The sequence below is a fragment of the Halomonas profundus genome, assembly GCF_020865425.1.
GTDB classification, from domain to species: domain Bacteria; phylum Pseudomonadota; class Gammaproteobacteria; order Pseudomonadales; family Halomonadaceae; genus Vreelandella; species Vreelandella titanicae.
The window spans coordinates 3,478,278-3,502,144 of the sequence record NZ_CP086344.1 but is presented as its reverse complement, the minus strand read 5'-3'; the positions used below and the strand labels follow the sequence as shown (position 1 = coordinate 3,502,144).

The following is a 23,867-nucleotide window of genomic DNA, read 5'->3' as shown; positions in this document are numbered from 1 at the left end:
TGCGGTCAAGATTGAAATAGCAGAAGACACGGTGTGGGTTCATGCTGAGCCTGTTGATAACGTCAGCCTGATAACAACAGCAAAAGGTAATGTGATGCCTGAACTACACCAACTCACCGCCACCCAATTAATAGATGGCTACCGAGCTTATAGGTTCTCGCCAACTGAAGTAGCCAGCGCCTTGGTTGAGCATATCGACGCCTGGGAGCCGCACATCAATGCGCTGTATGCCTATCAACCTGATGCGTTCATTAAAGCAGCCGAAGCCTCCACCCAGCGTTGGGCTAGGGGGCAACCTAGCGGCGCGCTGGATGGCGTGCCAATAACCCTTAAAGAGCTGATTGCAACGAAAGGGATGCCAGTGCCGGGGGGAACCGGGCTTGGCGAGCAGCCCGTTGCCACCGAAGACGCTCCCCCCGCTGCTCGTTTAGCGGAAGATAGCGCTCTACTGCTGGCGAAAACTACCTGCCCCGACTTTGGCATGCTCTCATCCGGGCTCTCGTCGTTTCATGGTTTGACCCGCAATCCATGGGATTTAGCTTGTAATACCGGCGGTTCAAGTGCGGGCGCGGGCGCTGCCGCCGCTGCTGGGCTTGGGCCACTGCATGTGGGCACCGATATTGGTGGCTCGATACGCCTTCCTGCGGCGTGGTGCGGCGTCGTCGGCTTTAAGCCCACTTTGGGCCGGGTACCGATAGACCCTTATTATGTAGGCCGCTGTGCCGGGCCAATGACCCGAAGCGTAGCGGATGCCGCGCTGATGATGACGGCGCTTGCCCGCACAGATCGACGCGATGCGATGCGTCTGCCGCCGGAAACGATTGACTGGATGGATCTGGAGCTCGACGTTAAAGGTTTGCGAGTGGGTGTGATGATGAAGGCGGGCTGCGGGTTACCTTTGGATGATGAGATTCGCCACCACGTGGAACAGGCCGCAAAGCAGTTGGAAGCCGCTGGGGCAACGCTGGTGCCAATGGCGCCAGTGCTGTCCCGCGAAATGTTAGATGGACTGGATCACTTCTGGCAGGCCCGTCAGTGGGGCGAGCTGTTAAAGCTCTCGGCTAACGAGCGTGAGCAAGTGTTGCCTGCCATTTTAGCCTGGGCCGATGGTGGTGCACACTTAAGTGGCGTTGACGCGGTGCACGGTTTTCAGCAAACCATGGCGATGCGACGCGCCACCGAAGCCGTATTTGATGAGGTCGATGCGGTTATTTCACCCACCACACCCAATATCGCCTTCCCAGCCGAGTGGCCATCGCCTACCAATGATCCGCGTCAGCCCTTTGAGCACATTGCTTACACCGTGCCGTGGAATATGGGCGAGCAGCCTGCGATCTCGCTTAATGCTGGGTTTAGCTGTTCCCCTAGTTCCGTCAATATGCCGATAGGGGTGCAGTTGGTTGGCCCGCGTTTTGGAGATCACTTTGTGCTGAAACTGGCGCGGCAGCTAGAAACGCGTTTGGCGTTGCCCATGCGCTGGCCGATGCTGCCAGTGATTAACTCTGCAGTTAAATAAGAGGAATACTCATGGAACGTTTATTGGTACTGCCTACCTCCCGGGCGGGCTGGGGGCTGTTAATTGCGTTTGTGGTGCTGGTGCTGGCGGGAACGTGGCCGGTGATTGGTTGGGTAAACAGAGCCACCTTAGTGATGGGCTTGCCTCTGTTAGTGGTGTGGAGCTACCTGGTGATTTTTGCCTGCGTAGTGGTGATGCTGATCGGCAATCGTATTGTGGAGCGAGACGACCATGAATAGCCCTTGGCCACTATTGATTACCTTGACCTATGTCGCTATTGCCATGGTGATTGGCCTACGCGCCAGAGCAGGGCGTTCCATGAATAGCTTGGAGGAGTGGGGCGTGGCGGGCCGCAGCATGGGGCCGGTGACGCTTTACTTGCTTATTGCCGCCGGTAGTGTGAGTGCTTACACCTTTATGGGAGCGCCCGGATGGGCTTATTCCAAAGGGGTGGCGGTGTTTTATGTAGCGGTTTACCTGTCGTATTTGGCCCTGGTCGCTTGGTATTTCGGCCCTAAAGTGTGGCAGTTCGGTGAGCAGTTTGGTCACGTAACTCAGGCAAGCGCCATTGCTGACCGCTACCAGAGCCCCGCACTGGGCGCACTGGCGGCAATTGTCATGGCGATTGGCTCCATTGCTTATGCGGTGCTGCAGACCATAGGTTCGGCTTATATTCTGTTCGTGATGAGCGGTGGTTTGATTCCGATTTGGTTGGGGGTCGTGCTGGTGCTGGCCTGCATTGCCGTCTATCTCTACGCCAGCGGTCAGCGGGCGATTGGTCGCACCAATGCCTTTCAAGGCGTGTTGATGCTGATAGTCGCCTGGGCGGTTGGTTTGTGGGCAGTGCATAGTGCAACCGGTGGATTGAGTTTTGCTGGCGTATTCGAGCGCATTCAGGCCGAGCATAGTGAGTTTCTCACTCTGCCAGGCGCAGGTGGCGATATGAGCTTTAGTTTCTGGACAACTTCGATCATCGTTTCCATGTTCTCGTTTATGCCGCCGGTGTGGACGCAGTGGATGAGCGCCTCCTCGGCACGTACTATCCGTCGCAGCGCAACGTGGCTACCCACGTATTACGTGGTTATTCTGCCTATGGTTGTTGTAGGCTTCATCGGCATTTTTTCGCTGCCTGAGCTGGCTCGGGCCGATACCGTGGTACTTGAGTACGCCATGCAGCACTTGCCGGTGGTATTAGTAGGATTGCTTGGTGCGGGAACCCTGGCAGCCTCAATGTCTTCCAGCGAGCCGTTTATTCATTCGGTATCGCTGTCACTCAGCAAAGATGTGCTTCAGCCGGTGTTAAAACTCTCGGATGGCGTTACTGGAAAACTTGCGCGGCTGCTGATTCTGCCCATTATGTTTTTAGTGGTCGCGCCGCTCGCCATTGCCGAGCCCGGCAGTTTGGTAATGATTCTGTTAGTGGGGCTCGGGTTTGCCTCCCAGGTGCTGCCTGCCTTTATCGGCATGTTCTTCTGGCCGCGGGCTTCTCGCTTGGGTGTAATGGCGGGTATCGTAGCGGGCTTTCTGATTACCGTGGCGTTTACTACTCTTTGGCCACACCCAATGGGTATTCACGCGGGCTTCTGGGGGCTGATGCTCAACCTGCCGGTATTTGTCGCCGTCTCTTTGATTACGCCTGCTACCCACGCTGAGGTGGTGGAGCGCTTCTTTCGTATTGCCGCTCCACGAGGTTTTACCCAACGGGGACGTCGAGCTGCGGTGTGAGTGCTGACTTAATCTATTCATGGTTATCGACTACCTTTGTACTAAAGTGTTTTTTGCATCAACAAAGGTAATTCGATGAGTCATGCATTGACTGGACATAACCGCCCTCAGCAGGTGATTGAGGCTACCCACCAGGCGAATAGCGCCTTACCAACGGCTACCCGCCAAGCTAAGTACGCCAAAATGGCTGCGTCGCCCTACCGCTTTTATCGCGGCAGTAATCATTTGTACTGGAATGATGTATGGCACGATTGGCGGTTCGCCCTGTTTGGCGGCTGGCCGGAGACCCAAACCTGGTTGCAGGGCGACGCCCACGTCTATAACTTTGGCGCTTATGGTCACCACGATGACCAAGTGCGCTACGGCATGGATGACTTCGATGATGCGCTGATTGGCGACTACCAATATGACCTGTGGCGGCTGGCTATCAGCGTCGTATTAGATGCTCGTGAAAATGCGGAGCTGGATCCAAAAACGATTGATAAAGCGCTTAAAAAGTTAATAGAGGGCTATTACCAAACGCTGGTCGATCACGTTGATAGTCAGCCCGTGCACGCCGTGACCCTTGATAGTGCAAAGGGCCTGCTTAAGCCCTTTATGAGTAAAGTCGCCGATAAGCAGAGCCGTGCGCGGATGCTCGAAAAGTGGACGACCCTAGATGAGCAGAAAGGCCGCCAGTTCGCCGAACGGCCTGGCAAGCTCGCTAACCTGCCTGCGGATGTGGCCAGCCAACTACGCCGCTTAATTGAGCAGGAGTATCAGCAAACGCTCCAACACGCTATTAAAGAGAGTGATCCCCAACATTTTCGCGTCAAAGATACGGCACGGCGTTTGGATGCAGGCACCGGTTCGTTGGGTGTCGAACGCTATTACGTCTTGATTGAAGGCGGTGTCGAGCACGAGCACGATGACATCATCCTGGATGTTAAAGAGCAGGTACCTCCAGAAGCATTTCGATTAATGGATAAAAAACAGCAGCAGGCGTGGCGTAAGCTGTTTCCTAACGAAGCCATCCGTCATGCAGCTGCCTTCCACGCCATTGCTGAGCACCCAGATGCCTATCTCGGCTGGCTAACCATGAACGGAAAGGTGTTTTCGGTGCGTGAGCGCTCGCCGTTCAAGAAAGACTTTCCGACCCATAAGCTTTCTGGCGGTAAGTCATATCGAAAACTGGCAAAGCAGTGGGGAGAAATTCTCGCCCGTGAACACCTGCGCGGTGCCCAGGCGCTTAACCAGGGTGACTCAACACGCTTTGCCAAGGCCGTTTGCCAACGATTAAAAGGGCGTGAAGACCTGTTTATTGAGGTGGTTACAACACTGGCGGTGGCTTACGCCGACTGCACAGAGCAGGATTACGCTGTGTTTATTGATCACTTCCTGGCGTCGGGGGCTGCTTAATTAACCAATACCATGAGTGGTTATTGCGGCTGTTGCCTACCGAGCATAAATCCCTGCTCTTCAAGTGTCACTTCCCATACTACACAGCGGTTACGGCCGCTGTGCTTGGCTTGATAAAGCGCTTCATCGGCAAGGCGCAGCAATTTCTTAGGGTCTTGAGTGTGATCAGGATATGTTGCGACACCGCAGGAAAGCGTGATTTTCCGCAGAGAAGAGCCTTGATGAATAAATGCCTGATGAGCAATGGATGTTAACAGCGCCTTTGCGCGCGTCTCGGCAGCGATTCGGGAGGTAGCAGGTAGCAAGGCAACAAATTCTTCGCCCCCAAAGCGACAGATCACATCCAAATCTCTTAAGTGGTGCCGCAATAACAGGGCGATTTCGACCAGCACGGCATCTCCTGCGTCATGACCAAAATCATCGTTAATCTGTTTGAAGTGATCCACATCCAGCATTAGCACGGAGAGTTGACTGTCATGCTGCTTAGCTCGCTGGCAATGGTGCTCGAATGCCGTGTCGAAATGGCGACGGTTGTGCAAGCCTGTTAATGGGTCTTTGCGTGAGAGCCCTTCCAGTTCTTGAACTAACCGGTCGAGGTCGGCGGTTCGCGCCGCCACCTGCTGCTCTAGAGTCTCATTGGCCATGGCAAGCTGTTGCTGTGTATGCCGGTAGTGCCACAGAAAAATAGCCGCGTTCGCTAAAGAAAAAGCCAGTGTGCCGTAGCTCAAGGGCACGATGCGCCAGCTCACAAAGCCGTGGGCGACCACCATATCGGCGAGTAGCAGTGGGGCAAAAAAAGTAAAACTCACTACCAGGAGACGTTGTTCCAGGGTGAGTTTTTGAAAGCGCATGAGCGCAAGCGCCAGCATTACGGGGAGCGTTAAGGCCAGCATGACATCAAAGATGGGGAAGGTTAATGACAGGCTAAGCACGCCCAATTGAACCAAACCAATCGCCAGCACCAGATACACCAAGTGAATAACCCAAAGGAGAGTTATCCAGAGCTTAGCGGTGCCCTCCAACCAATAGCTGAGTAACAACCCCAGTGCCACCGGTAGGGTGTAGTAGCTGGCTGCTCGGAGTGTGTCCCAGGCCAATGGCCCATCGGCAATGAGTTGACGGGCTGGGGTCTCCGCAAGCAGCATTAGCCCTGAAGCATAGGCAAACAACGCAATAGACCCGAAACCCCGGCGTTCGGGGCCTATTAACGCGAAAATGGTGGCCAGGATAGCGAGCACCAATACCAAAGCACTCACACCGAGATCCTGAGCAGATTCATGGATAATTTGCTTTAAAACCTCAATGCGTTCCATTACCTGGACTTGGCCCCATAAGCCAATACTGGTGTAGTAAGAGTAAAAGCGAAAGGTGAGCGTCTGACCGGCGGCATTTTCTGGTAGGTCAATCATGTGCCAGGGCCAGCCCGCAAAATCGCCTTTTCCCTGTTCGTCAAATTCACCATATTGATAGATCAGTTCATCGCCTAGATAAACTTGCCCAATCAAATTGATACTGGTGATAAAAAGTACTGGATCGTTCCAGTCACCGGCGGGCACTGTCGTGCGTAACCAGAGGTGTTCGTGCCCGTTGCGGCCAGGTGGGTTCGAAGGAGAGTCAATCGACTGCCACTCTGTCGAGTCGCTTTGCAGCCATTGAGGATGGCTATCGGCATCGTAAGGAGAGTCGCCCCAGCGATACTCCCAATTATGGAGCGGTTTGGGAGAGGTAGCAGCTAGTAGGTAGCCTGAATATGCCAACAGTAACGCAAGCGTTAAGAGCAGTAGAGTGCTTCGGCGAATGGCGAACCCACTAGGCGGCATGGTGAACGTCCTAATCTCTTGGTCGCGATCTTGCTATTAATAAGTGCTACATAGGGGCCATCACTAACGACGCTACGTGCACAATAAAAGTGAGGTTGAGCATTAAGCGTAGAGTCTAACGAATATGAGCCTTAATTAGGTGATGTTTTCTTCAACGCTTGCTAGCGGTTAGCTTCCTGAACTTAACCCAAAAGCCTGGCTACTCGGGCCAGGCTTTGCAAAGCATATAAATACTCAAGTACGCTTTTAGTTACCGCTAGCGGCTCCGCCTACCAGCCCACTGCGAAAATCACTGTCACCGTGATTACGGCTTTTAAGGTGGTTTGCGACAGTATCTTCTGGTGAGCCGGCCATTTCGCGGAACATGCCCATGGAGCCAAGCAGAGCAGAGGACTCGTAGGGTACGAATACTCGCTCACCATTCTTCGCCATATTGGGTAGTACCTTGATATAGCTCTGGCCCAGCAGGTAGCCCACTACGGTGCGCTTATTCTCTTCACTATCGCCAATGGCACTAAGCACCAGTTTAATAGACTCCTGCTCACCCTGGGCACGTAGAATGGCCGACTCTTTGTCACCTTGAGCGTTGAGGATCGAGGATTCACGTTGGCCCTGGGCCATGGCAATCGCCGCTGATTTCTCCCCCTCGGCCTCGGTGACGGTGGCACGGCGCTTACGCTCGGCGGCCATTTGCAGGCGCATAGCGGTTTCCACCTCTTCCGGCATGGCAATATCCTGTACTTCGACACGGGAGATTTTGACCCCCCACTTGGAAGCAGGCTCTTCCATCGCGGCCTGAATCTCATTATTCACTTCCGCACGGGATTCAAAGAGTTTATCCAGTTCCATTTTACCAACCACTGAACGTAGCGTGGTTTTGGCTAGTACTTCGACGGCCTGGCTCATATTCTCTACCTCATAGACGGCCCGCTTGGGGTCGATGATTTGGTAGTAGAGCGCGCCATTGATACGAACGGTGACGTTATCAGTGGTGACGACCGGCTGACCGGGGAAATCCATCACCGTTTCGCGGCGGTCAATGCGGGTTTCGTCGGTGGTGATAGCGTTATAGTCCTCACCCATTTTGCGATAGCGCAGCATGGTGATCGCGCGGGGTTGTTCGATAAATGGAATGATGATGTTAATGCCGCTTTCTAAAACGCGGTGAAACGAACCTAGGCGCTCAACCACCATCACTTCCGATTGGCGAATAATAATCAGACCTTTAGAGATGATCAGTACTGCGATCACGACAATAATGAGGCTTATTAATAAGCCGGGGCTTATAGGTAGATCCATGGTTAAGGCTCCTTGCGTTGGGAATTGTCATCTTGAAAGGCTGTGTCTTCAGGCTGATGTAATGCGACTAGCGCAGTGGTGCCTTCAAATCGTTTAAATATGACCAGCGTACCGCTGGGTAGCTCGGTTTCACCGCTTTCAAGTACGCGCAGGCGGTAGAAATCGCCGTTGACTTTAATGCCCGTGGCATCATCAAAATCCCGGCGTAGAGTAGTGTAGCGATTACCTTTTTCCACACCTGTGCCTGTTGTGCCATAAGCAACACCGCGGGGGGAGAAGCGCGGGCGAATGACCATAATGCATATTGGCAGCAGTACCCCGGTAAAAATAGCCATGCCAAGCAGTTGCCAAGGAAGCGTTAACCCTAGCGCTGTAACGGCCGCTGTTAGCGCAGCGGCAATACCCAGCGCTAGCAGCACCATCGCGCCAGAAGTCAGCTCTGCCAAACTTAATAGTAAGGCGAGTACCAACCAGCTATAAGCCGGGCTCCAGTCCATAGCAGTGTTACTCCGTCGTGAATGCAAGTGTTAATGACAATTAGGTCAGCGTAACCTAATTATGTGAACTTATCTTGCTTAGGTCGCAAGCGTGTTTTTGGGTGCGAGCATATCCTCTGAAGGGTGCTATCCTGCCTGCCTTTAAAGATAGCGAGCATAAAGGAGAAGGGCGTGTTGTCGGGTGTGGTCTATTGGCTGGATATGGCGGGTGTCATCGTGTTCGCGCTTTCAGGCGTGATTTTGGCGTGCCGGTCGCGCATGGATCCTATAGGTATGCTGGTGCTGGCAGCGGTGACCGGCATTGGTGGAGGCACGCTGCGTGATTTAGTGCTCGGTGTAAGGCCGGTGTTCTGGGTGACGGATCCAACCTACCTGTGGGTGATTTTAGCCACCGTGGGTGTGTCGTTGATGGGCTTCCACTATATCCACCGCCTGTCGCGGGGCTTTTTACCGATCGCCGATGCGTTTGGCTTAGCACTGTTTACTGTGATTGGGACTCATAAAGCACTGCTGCTGGGCACGTCTGGAACGGTAGCTGTCTTGATGGGCATGATGACCGGCGTAGCAGGCGGCATGATACGTGATGTATTGGCCCAGCGAGTGCCCATGGTGCTTCGCGAAGAAGTTTATGCGACGGCAGCGATGGCGGGTGGGGTTGTTTACGTGGCGCTGCATGCCCTGGAGGCGCCGCTAACCATGGCTATTGGCGCCTCACTAAGCGTTACCCTCGGGCTGCGTTTGGCGGCGATCCATTGGCACTTGGCGCTGCCGGTGTTTGCCTGGGTCACGGTGCCGCCGAAAACCCATGATGAGGCGGCAGCACCGCTCTCGACACCGCAAAAGGCTAAAGAGCGGGTGAGGATGATTCGCCGTGAGCGCAAAAAACGCTAATCATTAGAGACTAATGATTAAGGGAGCGGTTCGTCTCCCGCCAGCGGTCAAACCAGCGGCGGGGTTGAATAACGTGCAAGGTTGGTTCGCTGTCCTCAAGTTCAACCCCTAATCCAATCACGCCAAGGTGGGCATAGAGCGCGCCGTTTGCGCTGCGGTCTGCCAGAGCGAGATCGGAAAGCAGCAGCAGCGGGCCACCAGCGAGCGTCAAGTCGCTAAGGCTGATCTGCTTGCCGCTGATCTCTAGCTGCGCCGTGCCCTCGATATCGTGCACATTTAGCAGTCGCCCTAACCAGTCGCTATCCCTTGCGCGGGCGAGAAATAGCCGGGCGAGTAAACCGGTATCGCGCATCTCAAGGCGGAGCTGGCTGACGAGACGAATAGGATCTTCCCACGCCAATTGCGCATCCAACATGGAAAGCGTTACCCACCAACCGGCATCGGCAGAGCCATTTTCACTTTGTCGGCTAACGTTCTCCAAGCGTAAGAATGAGTCATCTGCGTTAAAACGACGCGTTTCCAGGTCGCCGTCGGTTAGGTGTAAGTCGAGATGAACGTCGCCGCGAAGCTGCTGATCCAACAGCACTAACTCTGCGCCGAAGGCGCGCAGGGTTAGTTCGCCCTGTGCATTTAATCCTTCCAACAGCCACTCGCTTTCCAGGCTGGCTTGCCCATCCAGCAACCTAACACCCGCGCCTTCGGGCAGGTAGCGGTTGTAACGGGTGAAGTCGGGCACCTCGGTAATCGGCAGCGCGATGCGCGTGGTGAAGTGCTCGGGCTGTGGAGATTCAAGCACATCGCTAAAGCGCTCGGTTTGCGTGGTGAGAGCAAAGTGGCGTCCTTCCAGGTGCGGGCTATCATCGCCTTGGCGACTCAAGGCAAAGCGGGGGATGCCAAGCGAGAGCTGGGCCCGCTCGGTGCTATCCAACTGGGCGGTGAGCTCGCCCCGTCCGGTGGCGAGATAATCTAAAAACGTGACTTCTAACTGGTCGGCGTTGACCCGCAGCCGAGTGGGTGCCAGCAAGCGGTTATCGCGAAAGGCGCCCTGAGCAAAGAGTTGTCCTTCACCCGCGATGGCTAAACCGTGGGCGTCAGGCAAAAACGCATTTAAAAAGCCTAGCCGTTGCACGCTTCCCTCGAGTGAAAATTGCCCGCTTGGTACGTCACCTCTGCGTTGAAAGCGACCATCATTTAGCACCAATATGCTCTCTAAGCGTTCGCTCGGTTGGTCGATATCGGCCACTTGCCAGCTCAACCGGGTGCCGCTGATGTTCAGCGTTGAGCCATCCATTGCTGCCTGCTGAATAGGCAGGAAAAGCTGCATATCACTGGTTAACGTGCCGACTTGTTCGCCATGTTGCCAGCGTGTGGTAAGCCCGTTTCCGGCTAAATGTACCTCTCCGCTGAGCTGTTTTGACGCCATGGTGAGCTGGCCGTGGCTTGCGGCTTTCCCGCTAAGCAACTGCAGTGGCGCGGGGTCAGGTAAAATGGCGCCTAAGTAGGTTTGTAAAACGCTGATATTAGGCAGTTGCGCGGATTGCCAGCTCAATGTCGCGGATGCTTCTTCGCGGGCCTTTTCTGGATCAGCTGGGCTCGATGCCGAGACGTTGATAGCGGCATCGTCAAGCAGCAGACGCTCCTGGTGGTGCAGCGTGGCGTTGGCAAAGTAAAGCGTTGCTTCGATAATTTCTTGTGGCGTTAGCTGGGCATCTAGTGAGCCGCCACCTCGGGCAATGAAACCACGCGTATCTGCCATCAACTCAGTTGCTTGAATACTTAGTTGGGCATCAAAAAGGCGCGATTGGCGAATGTTGGCAGAGGCCTCAATTTGCCCATGGCCGGAAAGGCTGATGCCTTCCAGTTCAGAGTTCTCTTGTTCAGAACTCTCTCCTTCAGAACCCCGTTCTCCTATACCGGGCGAAAGATATCGATCCAGCATATCCAGGCGGGTGATATCGCCTTGCAAGGCGAGTGTCGCTGAGGTGGGAAGGTCGAGCTGATCCAGTCGCTGATTAGGAATTTGGGTCGCAAGGCGTAGCTCGGTATGCTCTGCGTAAGGGTGCGTGTCGGCTAGCTCAACATCGGCCAGCTGCGTTGAAAAATGCAGTTGATCGTTCTCAACCGACAAGCGCACTTGGCCCTCGCCCGTAGCCGTGTGGCGAGGCGGAGGGGTATCCGCCAGTATCCAGCGCGGCGAGTCAGTCGGCGCATGTAAACGTTGCACATCAATCGCTAAGCGTAGCAGGGGCGCGTTCAGTATAAGCTTGCTGCCGGGCTGTAATTCTCCTGCGGTGAGCTCCAGTGCTCCAGTTAGCGCCCCGCGCCCTTCAATGGTTAGCCAGGGCAGGGTGCCTAGGTAGGGCATAAAGACATTCCAGGCATCCGCCTGGGCATCCAACTGAAGCTGCGCTGAGAGCGCTGCTAGTAGGTTGGGGTTCAGCTCGCCGCTGGTAGCGTCGACAGGAGTTATCGAATTGAGCGTTGCATCAGCGTTAAGGTTAATATCACGCACTAAGGTCTCTTGATCACTCAAGCGAACTAAACGACCATTGGTAATGGCGAGGGAAACGTTAGGAATCGCTAGGGTGTCGCGACTTAGCGTGGTCTCCGTTACCTGCAGCTGGCCGTCAGCTTCAAGCGCGATGTCACCAACGGTCAGGCGGCGAATACCCTCGGCATCGAGTGTGTCGATATGCAGTTCGCCGCGTAATAGAGCCATTAGCGAGAGCGAAAGGGTGGCGCGTTCGGCTTCAATTGAGATGGGCAGTGCTTCATCTTCACGAGCGAGATAGAGTCCCTCTACTTCCCAGCGGCCTGGGTGGCGGCTAACGCCTTGCTCCCAGCGGATGTCGATGCCCTCGAATTGTGAAATGCGCTCGGGCAGCCACTGGCTGTTAAGCAGCCAATAGCTGCCCGCCACCCAGGTAAAGAGGATAAACAGTAGGCCAACCAACGCCCTTCGCAGCAGGCGAGGTAGGCGATTTTTACGAGTGTTCGCGTCTGACATAGTGGCTTCCCTAGCAGATAACTCCTGTTGGGGCGTGTTTTATGGCATTATGCGCGGCGTTGGGCAGTGACGGGTTTTCGATTTCAACGCTAGGCAGGCAACAAACGCCATGTTCAAGGATTTTTACGCGCAGCGCGGAGAGTATGTAGTGATCTCCGCAGAGCAGGCCAGTCGCTTCGCCAAAGGCGTGGCGGGTGACTACAACCCTATTCATAACCCGGATGCACGCCGTTTTTGTGTGCCCGGTGATCTACTGTTTGTACTGATACTCACAAAGTTTGGGTTGTCGCGGCAAATGGAATTTCGCTTCACCAACATGGTGGGCGCTGATACACCGCTTAAGTTTAGCGAAGCAGACAACGGTGCACTTCACGTCTGCGATAAGAGCGGCAAATGTTACTTACAGGTGGTGCGTAGTGGTGACATTACCCACGATCCTGCGGTGGTGGAAGCCTTTGCGCGTTGCTATGTCGCGTTTTCAGGCAAAAACTTTCCGCACTATCTCAAACCGCTGATGGAAGAGCACGGGGTCATGTTTAACCCCAAACGTCCACTGGTGATCTACGATAGCATGGGGTTTTCACTCGAGCGCTTGGATGGTTTTGCACCGGGCTTGACGCTGAACCACTCTTCGCTGGAGGTGCACGGTAAACGCGCCGATGCACTGCTGGAGTTCTCTATTGAGTCCGCCGGGGAGGCCGTAGGGGTGGGGTCCAAAAAGCTCGTAGTGAGCGGCCTTTGTGACTATGACGCCGATGAAATGGCCGCTATTGTAGAAGAGTTCTATCGTCTCAAGGCCGCTTACGAGACGGCCTCGACTTGAACACTGGTACTTAGCCTCTTGCGAGGCTAAGTACGGATAGGTTGCTTATTGGTCAGGCTTATCCTGCACCGTCAAGCCAACCGTGGTAATACGGCCACCGAGTGTTGCCAGTACAGTCAGCATGATGCCATCGAGCTGAAGTGAGTCGCCTATCTCCGGTTGGCTGGAGAGTGTATTGCGCAGCAGCGCATCAAGAGTCGTCTGGCCATCCTCTCCGTCGATCAACACGCCATACGAGTGGCGTAAATCGTCTATCCTGGTACTGCCCTTGAGCTTCAGCTCCTGATCGGGCAGCTCGTCACTGACCACGCCCACCGCATCTGAAAAGACACAGTCGATAAACGGCCTCGTCTCGGGACGCAGCACCACGAACAGGTGATCGCCAGCCATTAGCTCTGTCGAGCCTCGCGGGGGAATTACGTCCTTACCCCGGGTAATCATTGCGACGACCGTCGTATCGGGTAGTGCCATTTGTGAAAGCCGCCGACCCGCGGCGCGTGGATGGTCGCTCAGGGTATACTCCACGATATCGGCATCTACCTCTTCCAGTGCGGTAATCTCAAGGCTAGCTGCCGGTACCGCTGGCGGTTTTTCAGTCAATCCCAGCTTGCGGGCCACCACTGGCAGAGTGGTGCCCTGGATGGTTGCCGAGATCAGCACCACGAAAAACACCACATTGAAGATTAATTCTGCACCCTCCAGCCCAAACATCAGCGGAAAAATAGCCAGGATAATAGGGACGGAGCCACGTAGACCTACCCAGGCCACTAAACTGGCTTCACGGGCATTGAAGCCGAACAGTTTCATGACCGGCAACACGGCGATTGGCCGGGCAACCAAAATCAGTACCGCAGCAATCACCAGCCCTTCCAGCCATACATCCAGCAGAGACACCGGGTTTATCAGCAGCCCCAATACCACGAACATCACGATCTGGCTTAGCCAGGCGAGCCCATCATGAAACAGGAATGTGCTGCGCTGAAAGGCGATACGGTGGTTGCCAATGAACACCCCGGTCAGGAAAATGGCCAGGAATCCGCTCCCCCCTGCGTTGGCTGAGATACCAAAGGAAAGGAAGCCACACGCGGCCACCATTACCGGGTAAAGGCCCGAGGCCACCAGATGGATGCGGTTAATGATCTTGACCGATGCCCATCCTACGCCAAGCCCTACCAGGCCCCCTACGCCCATCTGCATGACGAAAAGCTCAAGCAGCCCCGTGCCTGGTTTCATGCCATTGACCAGCACTTCCAGCAACCCGACGGTAAGGAAAATAGCCATCGGGTCGTTTGAGGCGCTTTCGATCTCTAGCGTGGATTTCAGTTTTTTATTGATATGTATGCCGGCGTTTCTTAACAGCGAAAATACCGCTGCGGCATCTGTGGAGCCCACGATAGCCCCTAGTAGCAGGCCTTCCAGCAGCGGTAAGTCGAGAATGTAGGCGGCTGCCACGCCGGTGATTAGAGCCGTGATCAACACCCCGAAAGTGGCGAGCAGGGAGGCGGGTTTCCAGACTTTTCGAATCGATGAGGTAGGCGTTTGAAGCCCGCCGTCAAAGAGGATCATTGCCAGCGCCAGCGTGCCTAGGGCATGTGCCCCCGCTGGGTTGTCGAAGGCGATCCCTCCAATACCACTCTCACCGGCCAGCATGCCAATGACCAAGAACAGAACCAGGACAGGTAAGCCAAGGCGGGCAGATAATTTGCTCGATACAATGCCCACCAATATCAAAATCGCAGCAAGTAAAATGAGCTTGTCAACGGGAAACATAAACGGAGAACCCTTCTAAAAAGGTGCTGATAGTTTGAGTGGCAGCGTGTCTCTAAAGCGGTGCCACTAATGAATAACTGAACAACTACGTAGTTAGCTCTTTGCGAGGATAGGCGGTGCCCGACCAGGAGGAAGAAGGAGGGCACAGCCGCTGGTGTCGTTTGAAACGACACGGCCAAGAATTGCCTGGTGGGAGATAGCTGAATGCAGCGAGGCGAAAAAGCTAACGGGAGGGGGATCGTCGGCTGACCATTCGATGGCCTTCAAAAGCTCTTTATCTACCTGCCGCTTGGTGGCAGCGTTTCTTATTCGTAGCTTGGTGGGGAGTGGCGCGAAAGCGTAGTGACTCGAAAGACTTTTCAGGCTTTCATCGGTCTGTTGCAGCTCGGTGAAATGTGGCTTGTAAAACTGTTCGACGGCACCCGATAGCAAGACCAGAAAACAGCCCAAAAGCAGGATCTGGGATGCCCAGAGAGGCGCATGCCCGACGTTTTTACCATCACCATCCCTTTGCTGCATCGGGTCTTCCTTGAACAAGCCAGCTATGTATCTGTTATACCTTAGGTGGGGTTGGTTTGCATCAGCCCACCAGTGGCATGACATCCACTTCGACTTCCAGGCGGTGTTCGCCGCCCCCGTTCATGACGCCTTTTAGCGGGGCTACGTCGGCGTAATCTCGCCCCCAGGCCAGTACAGGGTGCTGTTCACTGGCCACGGTGCCATTGGTGGGGTCAAGCGCCAGCCACCCCCATTCGGGAATCCAGGTCGCCAACCATGCATGGGAAGCATCTGCGCCGATCAGGCGTGGCTGCCCGGGCGGGGGCTGGGTTTCCAAATAGCCACTGACATAGCGCGCAGCAAGACCTACCGAACGCAATGCACCAATCGCGAGATGAGCAAAATCCTGGCAGACACCACGCCGGTTGGCGAGTACTTCGCTTAGCGGCGTTGCGAGTGTGGTAAAGCTGGGGTCGTACTCGAAGGTTTGATGAATCAGTTCATTGAGCGCGAGAGTCGCCTCGACTATTGGCCTGCCTGGGGTAAAGCAGCTGTGGGCAAAGGTGGCCAGCTCATCATTACGGCGAATAAACGGTGAGTCGAGGCGGTAAAGTTGAATGTCAAAACTGTTGTTCTGGCTAAGCTGCTGAGCGACTTGTTCCCACGTCGTTGAGGTGGTGGGTAGCGCTGCTAAGGGGTGTGTACTCAACTGCGTTACCACCGTGACATCCAAGGTTTGATGAACTTCCTCCATGGCGAAATAGAGCACTCGATTGCCGAATACATCGCGGCGCTCCATCTGTACCTGCGGCGTGGGGCTGATCTGCAGTTCTGAGGCACCACAGTGCTGATGCGGCGTTTTACGTGGTAGCACCCGAGCTTCACTATGGCACAGCGTCACGGGGGCGCTGTAGTGGTAGCGGGTGGTATGGCGCAGCGTGTAGTTCATGCATCAGGCTCCATGCTGACTAACTGGCGTGGCCGCTCCACGTGGCTGAAATGACTCTGACTGATGGCTTCAGAAAGCGCGCTTAAGGGTTCAATTAAAGCATCCAGCAGTTGCTCTAAGGCATCCTGTGCCTCCGGTGTATCGGCTAGATGACTTAAGCGATCAATGTCGGCCAGGTGCAGTGCCGCATTGGCCTGAATTAATAGCCGCCGTTCGGCGTTACGGTAGGGCGATGAGCTGCCCGGCAGGCGATCCATCTGTCGTTCAATACGCTTGAGCATATAGCCCACCGAGCGAGGATTGGTTTCATCGAACAGCAGTAGATCGAGAATCGCCGCAGGGTGAAGCTCACTGCGGTAGCGGCGGCGATAGGCGGTAAAGTTATCGGTGGTGGCGAGCACGACTTCCCACAACGCCAGCCCCGGCGAGTGCGGCGCATTGAGGGTGAGCTTGAGCAGCGAGAGCAGTCCCAGTACGCGATCCAGGAAGCGACCAATATCCATAAACCGCCAGCCGTAGTGATGGGGCATGGTTTCGTTACACAGCCCGAAGAAGGCGGCTAGCTGAGCAGACAGCCCCTCGCAAGCGCGCCGTGCCGCGCTGGCCCCCAAGCTTGGGTTGAAGGTGGCCATGCGCTGACGCAGCTGGTGCACCACCCGCCAGGAGTCGTCGCCTAAATGGTCGCGCACGCTGCGTGCGTTGCGCATTAGCTGTGCAAAAAGGGGCTGTAAGGCCTGAGGGTCTACGTCATCAAACTGGGCCAGCAGCGCAGTGCGCTTTAGATCAAAGCCAATCAGCGGTGCCTGTAGACGCTGTTGGTCCTCTTCGTTTAGCGTAGTGATATCCAGTGCCAACAGAAGTTCATCGAGCAACTGATCGGCGATCTCATCCTGGTCGTACTCCATTAGCCTCATCAGCGCTTCACGCAGCAGTCGCGCGCGGGTGTCTAAGCGCTCGCCGTAGCGGCCTAACCAAAACAGGCTTTCGGCTACTCGGCTGGGTAGGTCGGTGCCGTCACGGGTGGCCACCACCGGGCCGCGGGCCTGGCGGAGCTGGCTGACATGGGGCTGGGGAGAGGCCGCCGTAACCCAGACATCTTTAACGATGGTGCTGCTTAAGGACGGCAAGCCAGGCTCGCCGACCCAGGCTAAACCACCGGGCATTACTTGGTACTCGCCAGCCGCACTATTTTTAGCAGCAGTGCTGCTTTTGGCAGTGGCATTGGGGGTGCGTGTTACAAAGCAGCGTAGGTTGAGCGTGGTGGGTTCCAGACGCTGTAGGTGGCTATCGAAAACCGGTGCGGTGGCTGGCTGCGTAGTGGCATCGACGTTAGGCAATAGCAGGGGCTCATCGAGCAGGTGCTCACACAGCATCGGTAAGTAGTCTGCTAACACCGGGGCTTCCAAAATGCCCACCCCCAAGGCGTTAGATAGCGCCACGCCGCCTGAGCGCATGGCCTGGAGTAGCCCGGGTACGCCCAGCTGCGAATCGCCGCGCAGTTCCAGCGGGTCGCAGTAAGCGTCGTCGCAGTGGCGCAGTACCACATCGACTGGCTGTAGACCGCCCAGGGTGCGCAGCCATACTTGGGTATCGCGTACGACTAAATCCTGGCCTTCTACCAGTGCAATATTGAGGTAATTGGCTAAATAGGCGTGCTCAAAATAGCGTGGGCTCCCCGGCCCCGGCGTTAATAAGATAAGCGTGGGGTTATCGCGATGCTGATAGGCCATGGCGATCAGCGTGCGGTGGTGTAGGTCAAGAAACCCCGCTAGCCGCTTTAAGGGCGCATTGCGATACATATCCGGCAGGGCGCGGGCCATCAGTATACGGTTTTCGAGCGCAAGCCCAGTACCGGATGGCGCCTGTAGGCGGTCTGCCATCACCCGCCACTGGCCCTGAGTATCCTGAATCACATCCACACCGTGGAAAATAACCGGCGCGCGGTCATTGGGCAGCGACTGGTGGCAGGGCAGTAATAAATGCGCTGAGGCAAGCAGCTCTTGGGTGGGGAGTAGTCCAGCCTCAAAGAGCGTTTTGGGCCCATAGATATCGTCGTAGAGGGCGCTCAGCAGACGACTGCGCTGGATTAGCCCCGCTTCTAATGCTTGCCACTGTGGTTCATCAATCACCCAGGGTAGCGGGTCGAGCCGCCACGAACGTCCCTGGGTTTCATCATGCATATTGAAAATTACGCCGTTTTCAGCCAGTAGGCGCTGAATCTCGTCATGCTGCTGGTGACGACCCGTCGGGCCCAGGCCCTCCAATGAGCCGAGTAAGCTCTGCCAGCCAGGGCGTAACTGCCCCTGGCCATCGAGCATGGCGTCGAACGTGCCGGGCTGTCCCTTGCCTAGCTGGTGTAAGTAATCCTCAACGAGCCCGTTAGCCACGGGCGCGAGAAGTGAGGGAGAGACAGGGGCCGTCATTATCCTTGTAATCCTAAGCAGTAGGAGACGGATTATCCTGCACTAGTCGCTAAGAGAAAAGCATTAGCTAGGCGTCCAGCGCAGGTCGAGGGTCTGCGGCAGTTCCAGGCTGGGGGTTTCCAGCTTGGGAACCTGATGGCCATGACTATGGCCGCTGTCACTAAAACGCCCCAGTCTTCGCGCTTCGGCTTCAAACGCATTGACCGGGAAGGTATCGAAATTACGCCCTGTGGGGTGTACTACGTAGTAAGTGCAGCCCGCCACTGAGCGCTGGTTCCAAGTGTCGATCACATCAAACACCAGCGGCGCGTGGATGGGAATCTGCGGATGCAGCGCCGAGGGCGGCTGCCAGGCGCGGTAACGCACCCCGGCCACAGCTTCGCCGTTTCTGCCGGTAGCTGAAAGGGGTACCCGGCGGCCGTTGCAGGTTACCACATAGCGGTCACCACTCATGCCGCTGACTTTGACTTCCAAACGCTCCACCGAAGAGTCTACGTAGCGGGCAGTGCCGCCAGCGGAGGCCTCTTCGCCTAGCACATGCCAGGGTTCGATGGCTTGGCGCAGCTCGATATCCAGCATGGGGGTGTGCAAGCGACCGTGCAGCGGGAAGCGGAACTCCAGAAAGGGGGCGAACCACTCTAGATCAAAATCGAAGCCGTGGTGGCGCAAGTCACCCAGCACGTCGTCAAGGTCGCTCCAGAGGTAGTGGGGAAGCATCCAGCGATCCTGCAAGGCGCTGCCCCAGCGCACCGGTTTGGCCCGGTAGGGCGTTTTCCAGCAGCGTGCTACCAAGGCGCGAATCAGCAGCATCTGCATCAGCCCCATACGGGCATGGGGCGGCATCTCAAAGCCGCGGAGTTCCAGTAAACCAAGGCGACCGCTGTCGCTATCCGGCGAATAGAGTTTGTCGATACAGAATTCGGCGCGATGGGTATTGCCGGTTAAGTCGGTGAGCAGGTGGCGCAATAAGCGATCGACCAGCCAGGGCTGCACCACTTCGCCTTCGGGCATTTGCTGTAGGGCGATCTCCAGCTCATAGAGGGCTTCATGGCGAGCTTCATCCACCCGCGGCGCCTGGCTGGTGGGGCCAATAAACAGGCCCGAAAACAGGTAAGAGAGACTCGGGTGGTGCTGCCAGTAGGTGACTAAACTGGCGAGCAGATCCGGACGACGCAAAAACGGTGAATCGTCAGGCGTCAACCCGCCCAGGGTGACATGGTTGCCACCGCCGGTACCGGTGTGGCGGCCATCGAGCATAAACTTTTCAGTGCCCAGGCGGGTTTCACGGGCTTCCGCATACAGCCGTTCGGTTTGTGCAACCAAGGTTTGCCAACTGGCCGCAGGCATAATATTCACTTCGATCACGCCTGGGTCGGGGGTGATCATAAAATTTTCCAGACGCGGATCCCGAGGGGGCGAGTAGCCCTCTATCATGACCGGGCAAGCGAGTTCCTTGGCGCACTCCTCAACGGTGCTAAGTAGATCCAGGTAGTGCTCTAAGCCGGTCAGCGGGGGCAGGAAAATATGTAGGCGACCATCCCGTGGCTCCACACATAGGCTGGTGTGAATAACATTACTTTCCCTATCGCTGTTTGCCTGGGGCTGCTGTTGAACGGATTCGCCCTCGGGGTGTGATGGGCTCGGGTGGCTTGAGCGCCCCAAGCGTTCGGCATCACTGATATGCAGCTGTTCGGCGTTGCGGCGGGCAACTTCACCGTGAATATCACCCAGTTCAGGCCGAGGAGCGAACAGCGATTCAGGCTGCGGCTGCTCCTCTGGGTCAGCCCAGGGAAGCGTTGAAAGGGGTAAGCGTAGGCCCATGGGCGAATCGCCGGGCACCAGAAATAAGTGGTCGCGCTTGAGCGGCCAGCGGCCGCTCTCCCAGCGGTGGGCTTGGCTGATCGAGTGGCGCAGCGGCAGGGCGTAGCCCACGACTTCGTCTAACCCCTGCTCCAATAAACGAGCTAAACGGTGGCGTTCGGCGTCATCTTTGAGATTGGCTTCCCGGGGATCCACATTGACCGGCAGCGACTGCTCTTTCCAAAGGTAGTAGTAGGCATCCTCAAACGCCGGAATCCAGTAGCGTTCGGCCACACCCAAGCGTTCGCTAAGGGCCTTGGTGAAGCGTCGCGCCATGGCATCATCAACGTCTACCTTGGGTGCGCCTTCCATACAAGCTAACCATTTTGGATCTCGCCATAGCGGCACGCCATCTTTCCGCCAATAGCAGGCCAGCGCCCAGCGCGGTAACGGTTCACCGGGGTACCATTTGCCCTGCTGTTGCTGAATAGCGCTGCCGGGCGCATAGGCGGCTTGCAGCCGGGTTAGCAGTGCCTCGGCGCGCTCGCGCTTGTGCTCACCTAACGCTTCGGTATTCCACTGAGGGCTCTCCATATCATCGACGGATACAAACGTTGGTTCGCCCCCCATAGTAAGGCGTACGTCCTGCTGCAAGAGTTCAGCGTCCACTTGGTCGCCCAACGCGCAGATACGCCGCCACTGTTCATCGCTATAGGGTTTGGTGACCCTTGGGTCTTCATGGATGCGCTCGACCTCCATGGTCACATCAAAGGTGACTTCGCACTTATCCGAGAACCCGGTGATGGCCGCAGCGCTACCCGTCGTCGGAGTGGCGGCGAGCGGAATGTGTCCTTCGCCAGCGAACAGGCCTGAGGTGGGGTCAAGGCCTACCCAGCCAGCGCCGGGCAGGAAAACTTCTGTCCAGGCGTGCAGGTCAGTGAAGTCCACCTCGCTGCCGCTGGGTCCATCCAACGCTTTGACATCGGGTTTAAGCTGAATGAGGTAACCGGACACAAAACGAGCGGCGAGGCCCAGATGGCGGAAAATTTGCACCAGCAGCCAGGCACTGTCGCGGCAGGAGCCGCTGGCGAGTGTCAGCGTCTCTTCGCAGCTCTGAACACCGGGCTCCAGGCGTACTAGGTAGCCGATTTCATCCTGTAGTCGCTGATTAAGCGCAACCAGAAAATCGACGGTGGTAGTCGGTTCGCGGGGAACGGCTTTGAGCCACTCCATCAGCCGCGGCCCTGACTCGGTTATTTCAAGATAAGGGCTTAGTTCTTGGCGCAGCGCTTCCGGGTAAGCAAAGGGAATCGTTTGCGCAATATCGTCCAAAAAGAAATCGAACGGGTTGATCACCGTCATCGGAGCGATTAGCTCGACGGCAATGGTTAACTCTTGGCGCGGTTCAGGGAACACCACACGGGCATTGAAGTTGCCAAACGGATCCTGTTGCCAGTTTAAAAAGTGGTCATCGCCGGAGAGTTTGAGCGAGTACGACTCAATGTGAGTGCGGCAATGGGGCGCCGGGCGCAGCCGAATAACATGGGGCGAAAGACGCACCGGGCGGTCAAAGTGGTAAGTCGTACGATGATACAAGGCAACGCGAATGGTCATGAGCCACCCTCAAAAGAACCGTTATTAACCGGCTGGTCGGTTGGGTTAAGGAATAACCGAACGTTTCGCAAGTATCGTTCCACTTTTACTTTTTTGCAGCCGCTATCTTAACTAAGACGTTTAACTAAAGTGGAAATCGCGTTATGCACCAACTTGATGCCACTTGCGCGCACCAAGATAGGGCGTAAAGGCGTTTTAATTTCCTCGTGCTCTCTGTCAAGCGGCGTTTAAGTAAGTGAACGTTGAAATATCGCAAAAGATGGTACGCATTTTGCTCTCATTTGTTTGATTGTTTTGCACGCGGCAGGCCTACACTGAGCATTGAGGAAGTTGCCGCTTCCACCCCCGCGCCAGGAGAGCGCCCATGAGCCAAGTGAATTGGAATAACTATGCGTGTCGTGATTACTACGATGAGCTGATGGCCGCACCCGGTCAGCCACGGGAGTCAGCGGGTGAATTGTGCAACATGTTGGCAAGGTTTAGTGCCGAGGAGTTAGCGGAGCGAAAAACCGCAGCGGAGATCGCTATTCGTACCATGGGGATTACCTTCACCGTCTACTCTGAAGGCGCGATGATTGACCGTGCCTGGCCCTTTGATATTGTGCCGCGAATCATTCCCGCCATAAAACCGAGGCAGGCCTTAAGCAGCGCGTGCAGGCACTGAATCTATTTATCGATGACCTTTACCATGATCAAAAAGTCATTAAGGACAAAGTACTGCCCGCCGAGGTGCTGGCACAATCGGTTAATTTCCGCCCCCAGTGTGTTGGCATTAACCCTCCTCACGGTGTATGGGCTCATGTATGTGGCTCTGACCTGGTGCGCGATGGCGACGGGACGCTCTACGTGCTGGAGGATAACTTACGCATTCCTTCCGGTGTCTCCTACATGCTGGAAAACCGCAATGTCACCAAGCGGGTACTGCCGGAGCTGTTCGCCTCAGGCAAGATTTTGCCCGTTGATGACTATGTGGCTCAGCTTTACGACATGCTGGCGGCGATGTCGCCAAGGCCAGGTGATGACCCCCAGGTAGTGGTACTGACCCCCGGGATCTACAACTCTGCCTATTTTGAGCACGCCTATCTTGCCCAGCAAATGGGCGTCGAGCTGGTGCAGGGAAGTGATCTACTCGTTGATGACGATGATGTGGTGTACATGCGCACCGTGGAAGGGCTACGCCGGGTCGATGTTATTTACCGCCGTGTAGACGATGAGTTTCTCGACCCGGAAGCATTTAACCCGGAATCCATGCTGGGGGTGGCGGGCCTAATGCGCGCCTGGCGGGCGGGGAAAGTAGCACTTGCCAATGCTCCGGGGGCCGGCGTGGCGGACGATAAGGTCGTTTACGCCTTTGTTCCCGCGTTGATTCGCTACTACCTCGATCAAGAGCCGCTGATCCCCAACGTGCCCAGCTACCTGTGTATGTTCGAGGACGATCGCCGCTATGTACTCGACCACCTGGATGAATTGGTAGTGAAACCGGCCAATGAGTCGGGGGGCTACGGCATGCTCATTGGCCCACGCTCAACCAAAGAGACCCGCGAAGAGTTTGCCCGCTTGATTAAGGCGAACCCGCGCAACTATATGGCTCAACCGACCCTGGCACTGTCGACCACGCCTACGCTGGCGAATGGATTACCGCAGCCGCGCCATGTGGATTTGCGCCCCTTCATTCTTTCGGGGCCAGAAATCCATGTCACCACCGGTGGACTAACCCGCGTGGCATTGATAGAGGGTTCGTTGGTGGTGAACTCTTCTCAAGGTGGCGGCAGTAAAGACACCTGGATTGTAGAAACCGACGATAAGGCGGCAGCGGCCGCGGTGAAAGGAGCCTAAC

At 55.9% G+C, this 23,867-nt stretch carries 15 protein-coding genes and 1 pseudogene; 7 read left to right on the top strand and 9 right to left on the bottom strand.

The features are described from left to right. Positions 1-94: 94 nt before the first annotated feature. From LMS44_RS16000 to LMS44_RS15985, 4 genes are all read left to right on the top strand, one after another. Positions 95-1,516, top strand: a complete 1,422-nt coding sequence (locus LMS44_RS16000) for an amidase (RefSeq protein ID WP_498945665.1) — start codon at positions 95-97, stop codon at positions 1,514-1,516. A gap of 11 nt (positions 1,517-1,527) precedes the next feature. Next, a complete protein-coding gene (locus LMS44_RS15995; RefSeq protein WP_027960159.1) occupies positions 1,528-1,755 on the top strand; it encodes a hypothetical protein in 228 nt (75 codons plus the stop codon). Then, entirely contained in the window at positions 1,748-3,241 is a 1,494-nt protein-coding gene (locus LMS44_RS15990) for a sodium:solute symporter family protein (RefSeq protein WP_498945663.1), read from the top strand. Before LMS44_RS15995 ends, LMS44_RS15990 begins: the two co-directional genes overlap by 8 nt. Before the next feature lie 75 nt (positions 3,242-3,316). Further along, positions 3,317-4,639, top strand: coding sequence for a DUF2252 domain-containing protein (locus LMS44_RS15985; RefSeq protein ID WP_476488379.1), 1,323 nt, complete (start codon positions 3,317-3,319; stop codon positions 4,637-4,639). A gap of 20 nt (positions 4,640-4,659) precedes the next feature. Here the strand turns inward: LMS44_RS15985 and LMS44_RS15980 are convergent, their stop codons facing one another. The 3 genes from LMS44_RS15980 to LMS44_RS15970 all read right to left on the bottom strand — a co-directional run bounded on the left by LMS44_RS15980 (position 4,660) and on the right by LMS44_RS15970 (position 8,255). Then, the gene (locus tag LMS44_RS15980) at positions 4,660-6,459 is read right to left on the bottom strand and encodes a GGDEF domain-containing protein (protein WP_498945661.1); all 1,800 of its coding nucleotides are present in this window, start codon (positions 6,457-6,459) and stop codon (positions 4,660-4,662) included. 246 nt (positions 6,460-6,705) lie between these two features. Then, complete coding sequence (locus tag LMS44_RS15975; protein WP_141440821.1) at positions 6,706-7,758, bottom strand: SPFH domain-containing protein; 1,053 nt, start codon at positions 7,756-7,758, stop codon at positions 6,706-6,708. Between the two features lie 2 nt (positions 7,759-7,760). Further along, complete coding sequence (locus LMS44_RS15970; protein ID WP_027960029.1) at positions 7,761-8,255, bottom strand: NfeD family protein; 495 nt, start codon at positions 8,253-8,255, stop codon at positions 7,761-7,763. Between the two features lie 174 nt (positions 8,256-8,429). On the opposite strand from LMS44_RS15970, the gene LMS44_RS15965 reads away from it, so the two are divergent. Then, entirely contained in the window at positions 8,430-9,146 is a 717-nt protein-coding gene (locus LMS44_RS15965; protein ID WP_498947300.1) for a trimeric intracellular cation channel family protein, read from the top strand. Positions 9,147-9,156: 10 nt separating this feature from the next. Here the strand turns inward: LMS44_RS15965 and LMS44_RS15960 are convergent, their stop codons facing one another. Next, positions 9,157-12,153 (bottom strand): AsmA family protein, encoded by a 2,997-nt coding sequence (locus tag LMS44_RS15960; RefSeq protein WP_498945659.1) that lies wholly within the window; start codon positions 12,151-12,153, stop codon positions 9,157-9,159. Positions 12,154-12,262: 109 nt separating this feature from the next. Here LMS44_RS15960 and LMS44_RS15955 point away from each other — a divergent pair, with 109 nt between their 5' ends. Continuing rightward, entirely contained in the window at positions 12,263-12,976 is a 714-nt protein-coding gene (locus LMS44_RS15955; RefSeq protein ID WP_498945657.1) for a DUF3581 family protein, read from the top strand. 45 nt (positions 12,977-13,021) lie between these two features. Here the strand turns inward: LMS44_RS15955 and LMS44_RS15950 are convergent, their stop codons facing one another. The 5 genes from LMS44_RS15950 to LMS44_RS15930 all read right to left on the bottom strand — a co-directional run bounded on the left by LMS44_RS15950 (position 13,022) and on the right by LMS44_RS15930 (position 22,030). Further along, complete coding sequence (locus LMS44_RS15950) at positions 13,022-14,746, bottom strand: potassium/proton antiporter (RefSeq protein ID WP_498945655.1); 1,725 nt, start codon at positions 14,744-14,746, stop codon at positions 13,022-13,024. Positions 14,747-14,839: 93 nt separating this feature from the next. Beyond that, positions 14,840-15,265, bottom strand: coding sequence for a hypothetical protein (locus LMS44_RS15945; RefSeq protein ID WP_190374847.1), 426 nt, complete (start codon positions 15,263-15,265; stop codon positions 14,840-14,842). A 61-nt stretch (positions 15,266-15,326) separates the two neighbouring features. Next, positions 15,327-16,193 (bottom strand): transglutaminase family protein, encoded by an 867-nt coding sequence (locus LMS44_RS15940; RefSeq protein WP_022522531.1) that lies wholly within the window; start codon positions 16,191-16,193, stop codon positions 15,327-15,329. Then, positions 16,190-18,616, bottom strand: a complete 2,427-nt coding sequence (locus LMS44_RS15935; protein ID WP_476488376.1) for a circularly permuted type 2 ATP-grasp protein — start codon at positions 18,614-18,616, stop codon at positions 16,190-16,192. Before LMS44_RS15935 ends, LMS44_RS15940 begins: the two co-directional genes overlap by 4 nt. Before the next feature lie 63 nt (positions 18,617-18,679). Then, the gene (locus LMS44_RS15930; RefSeq protein WP_498945652.1) at positions 18,680-22,030 is read right to left on the bottom strand and encodes a transglutaminase family protein; all 3,351 of its coding nucleotides are present in this window, start codon (positions 22,028-22,030) and stop codon (positions 18,680-18,682) included. Between the two features lie 364 nt (positions 22,031-22,394). Between LMS44_RS15930 and LMS44_RS15925 the strand changes: the two are divergent. After that, positions 22,395-23,866 (top strand): annotated as a pseudogene (locus tag LMS44_RS15925) (circularly permuted type 2 ATP-grasp protein). Position 23,867 lies beyond the last annotated feature (1 nt).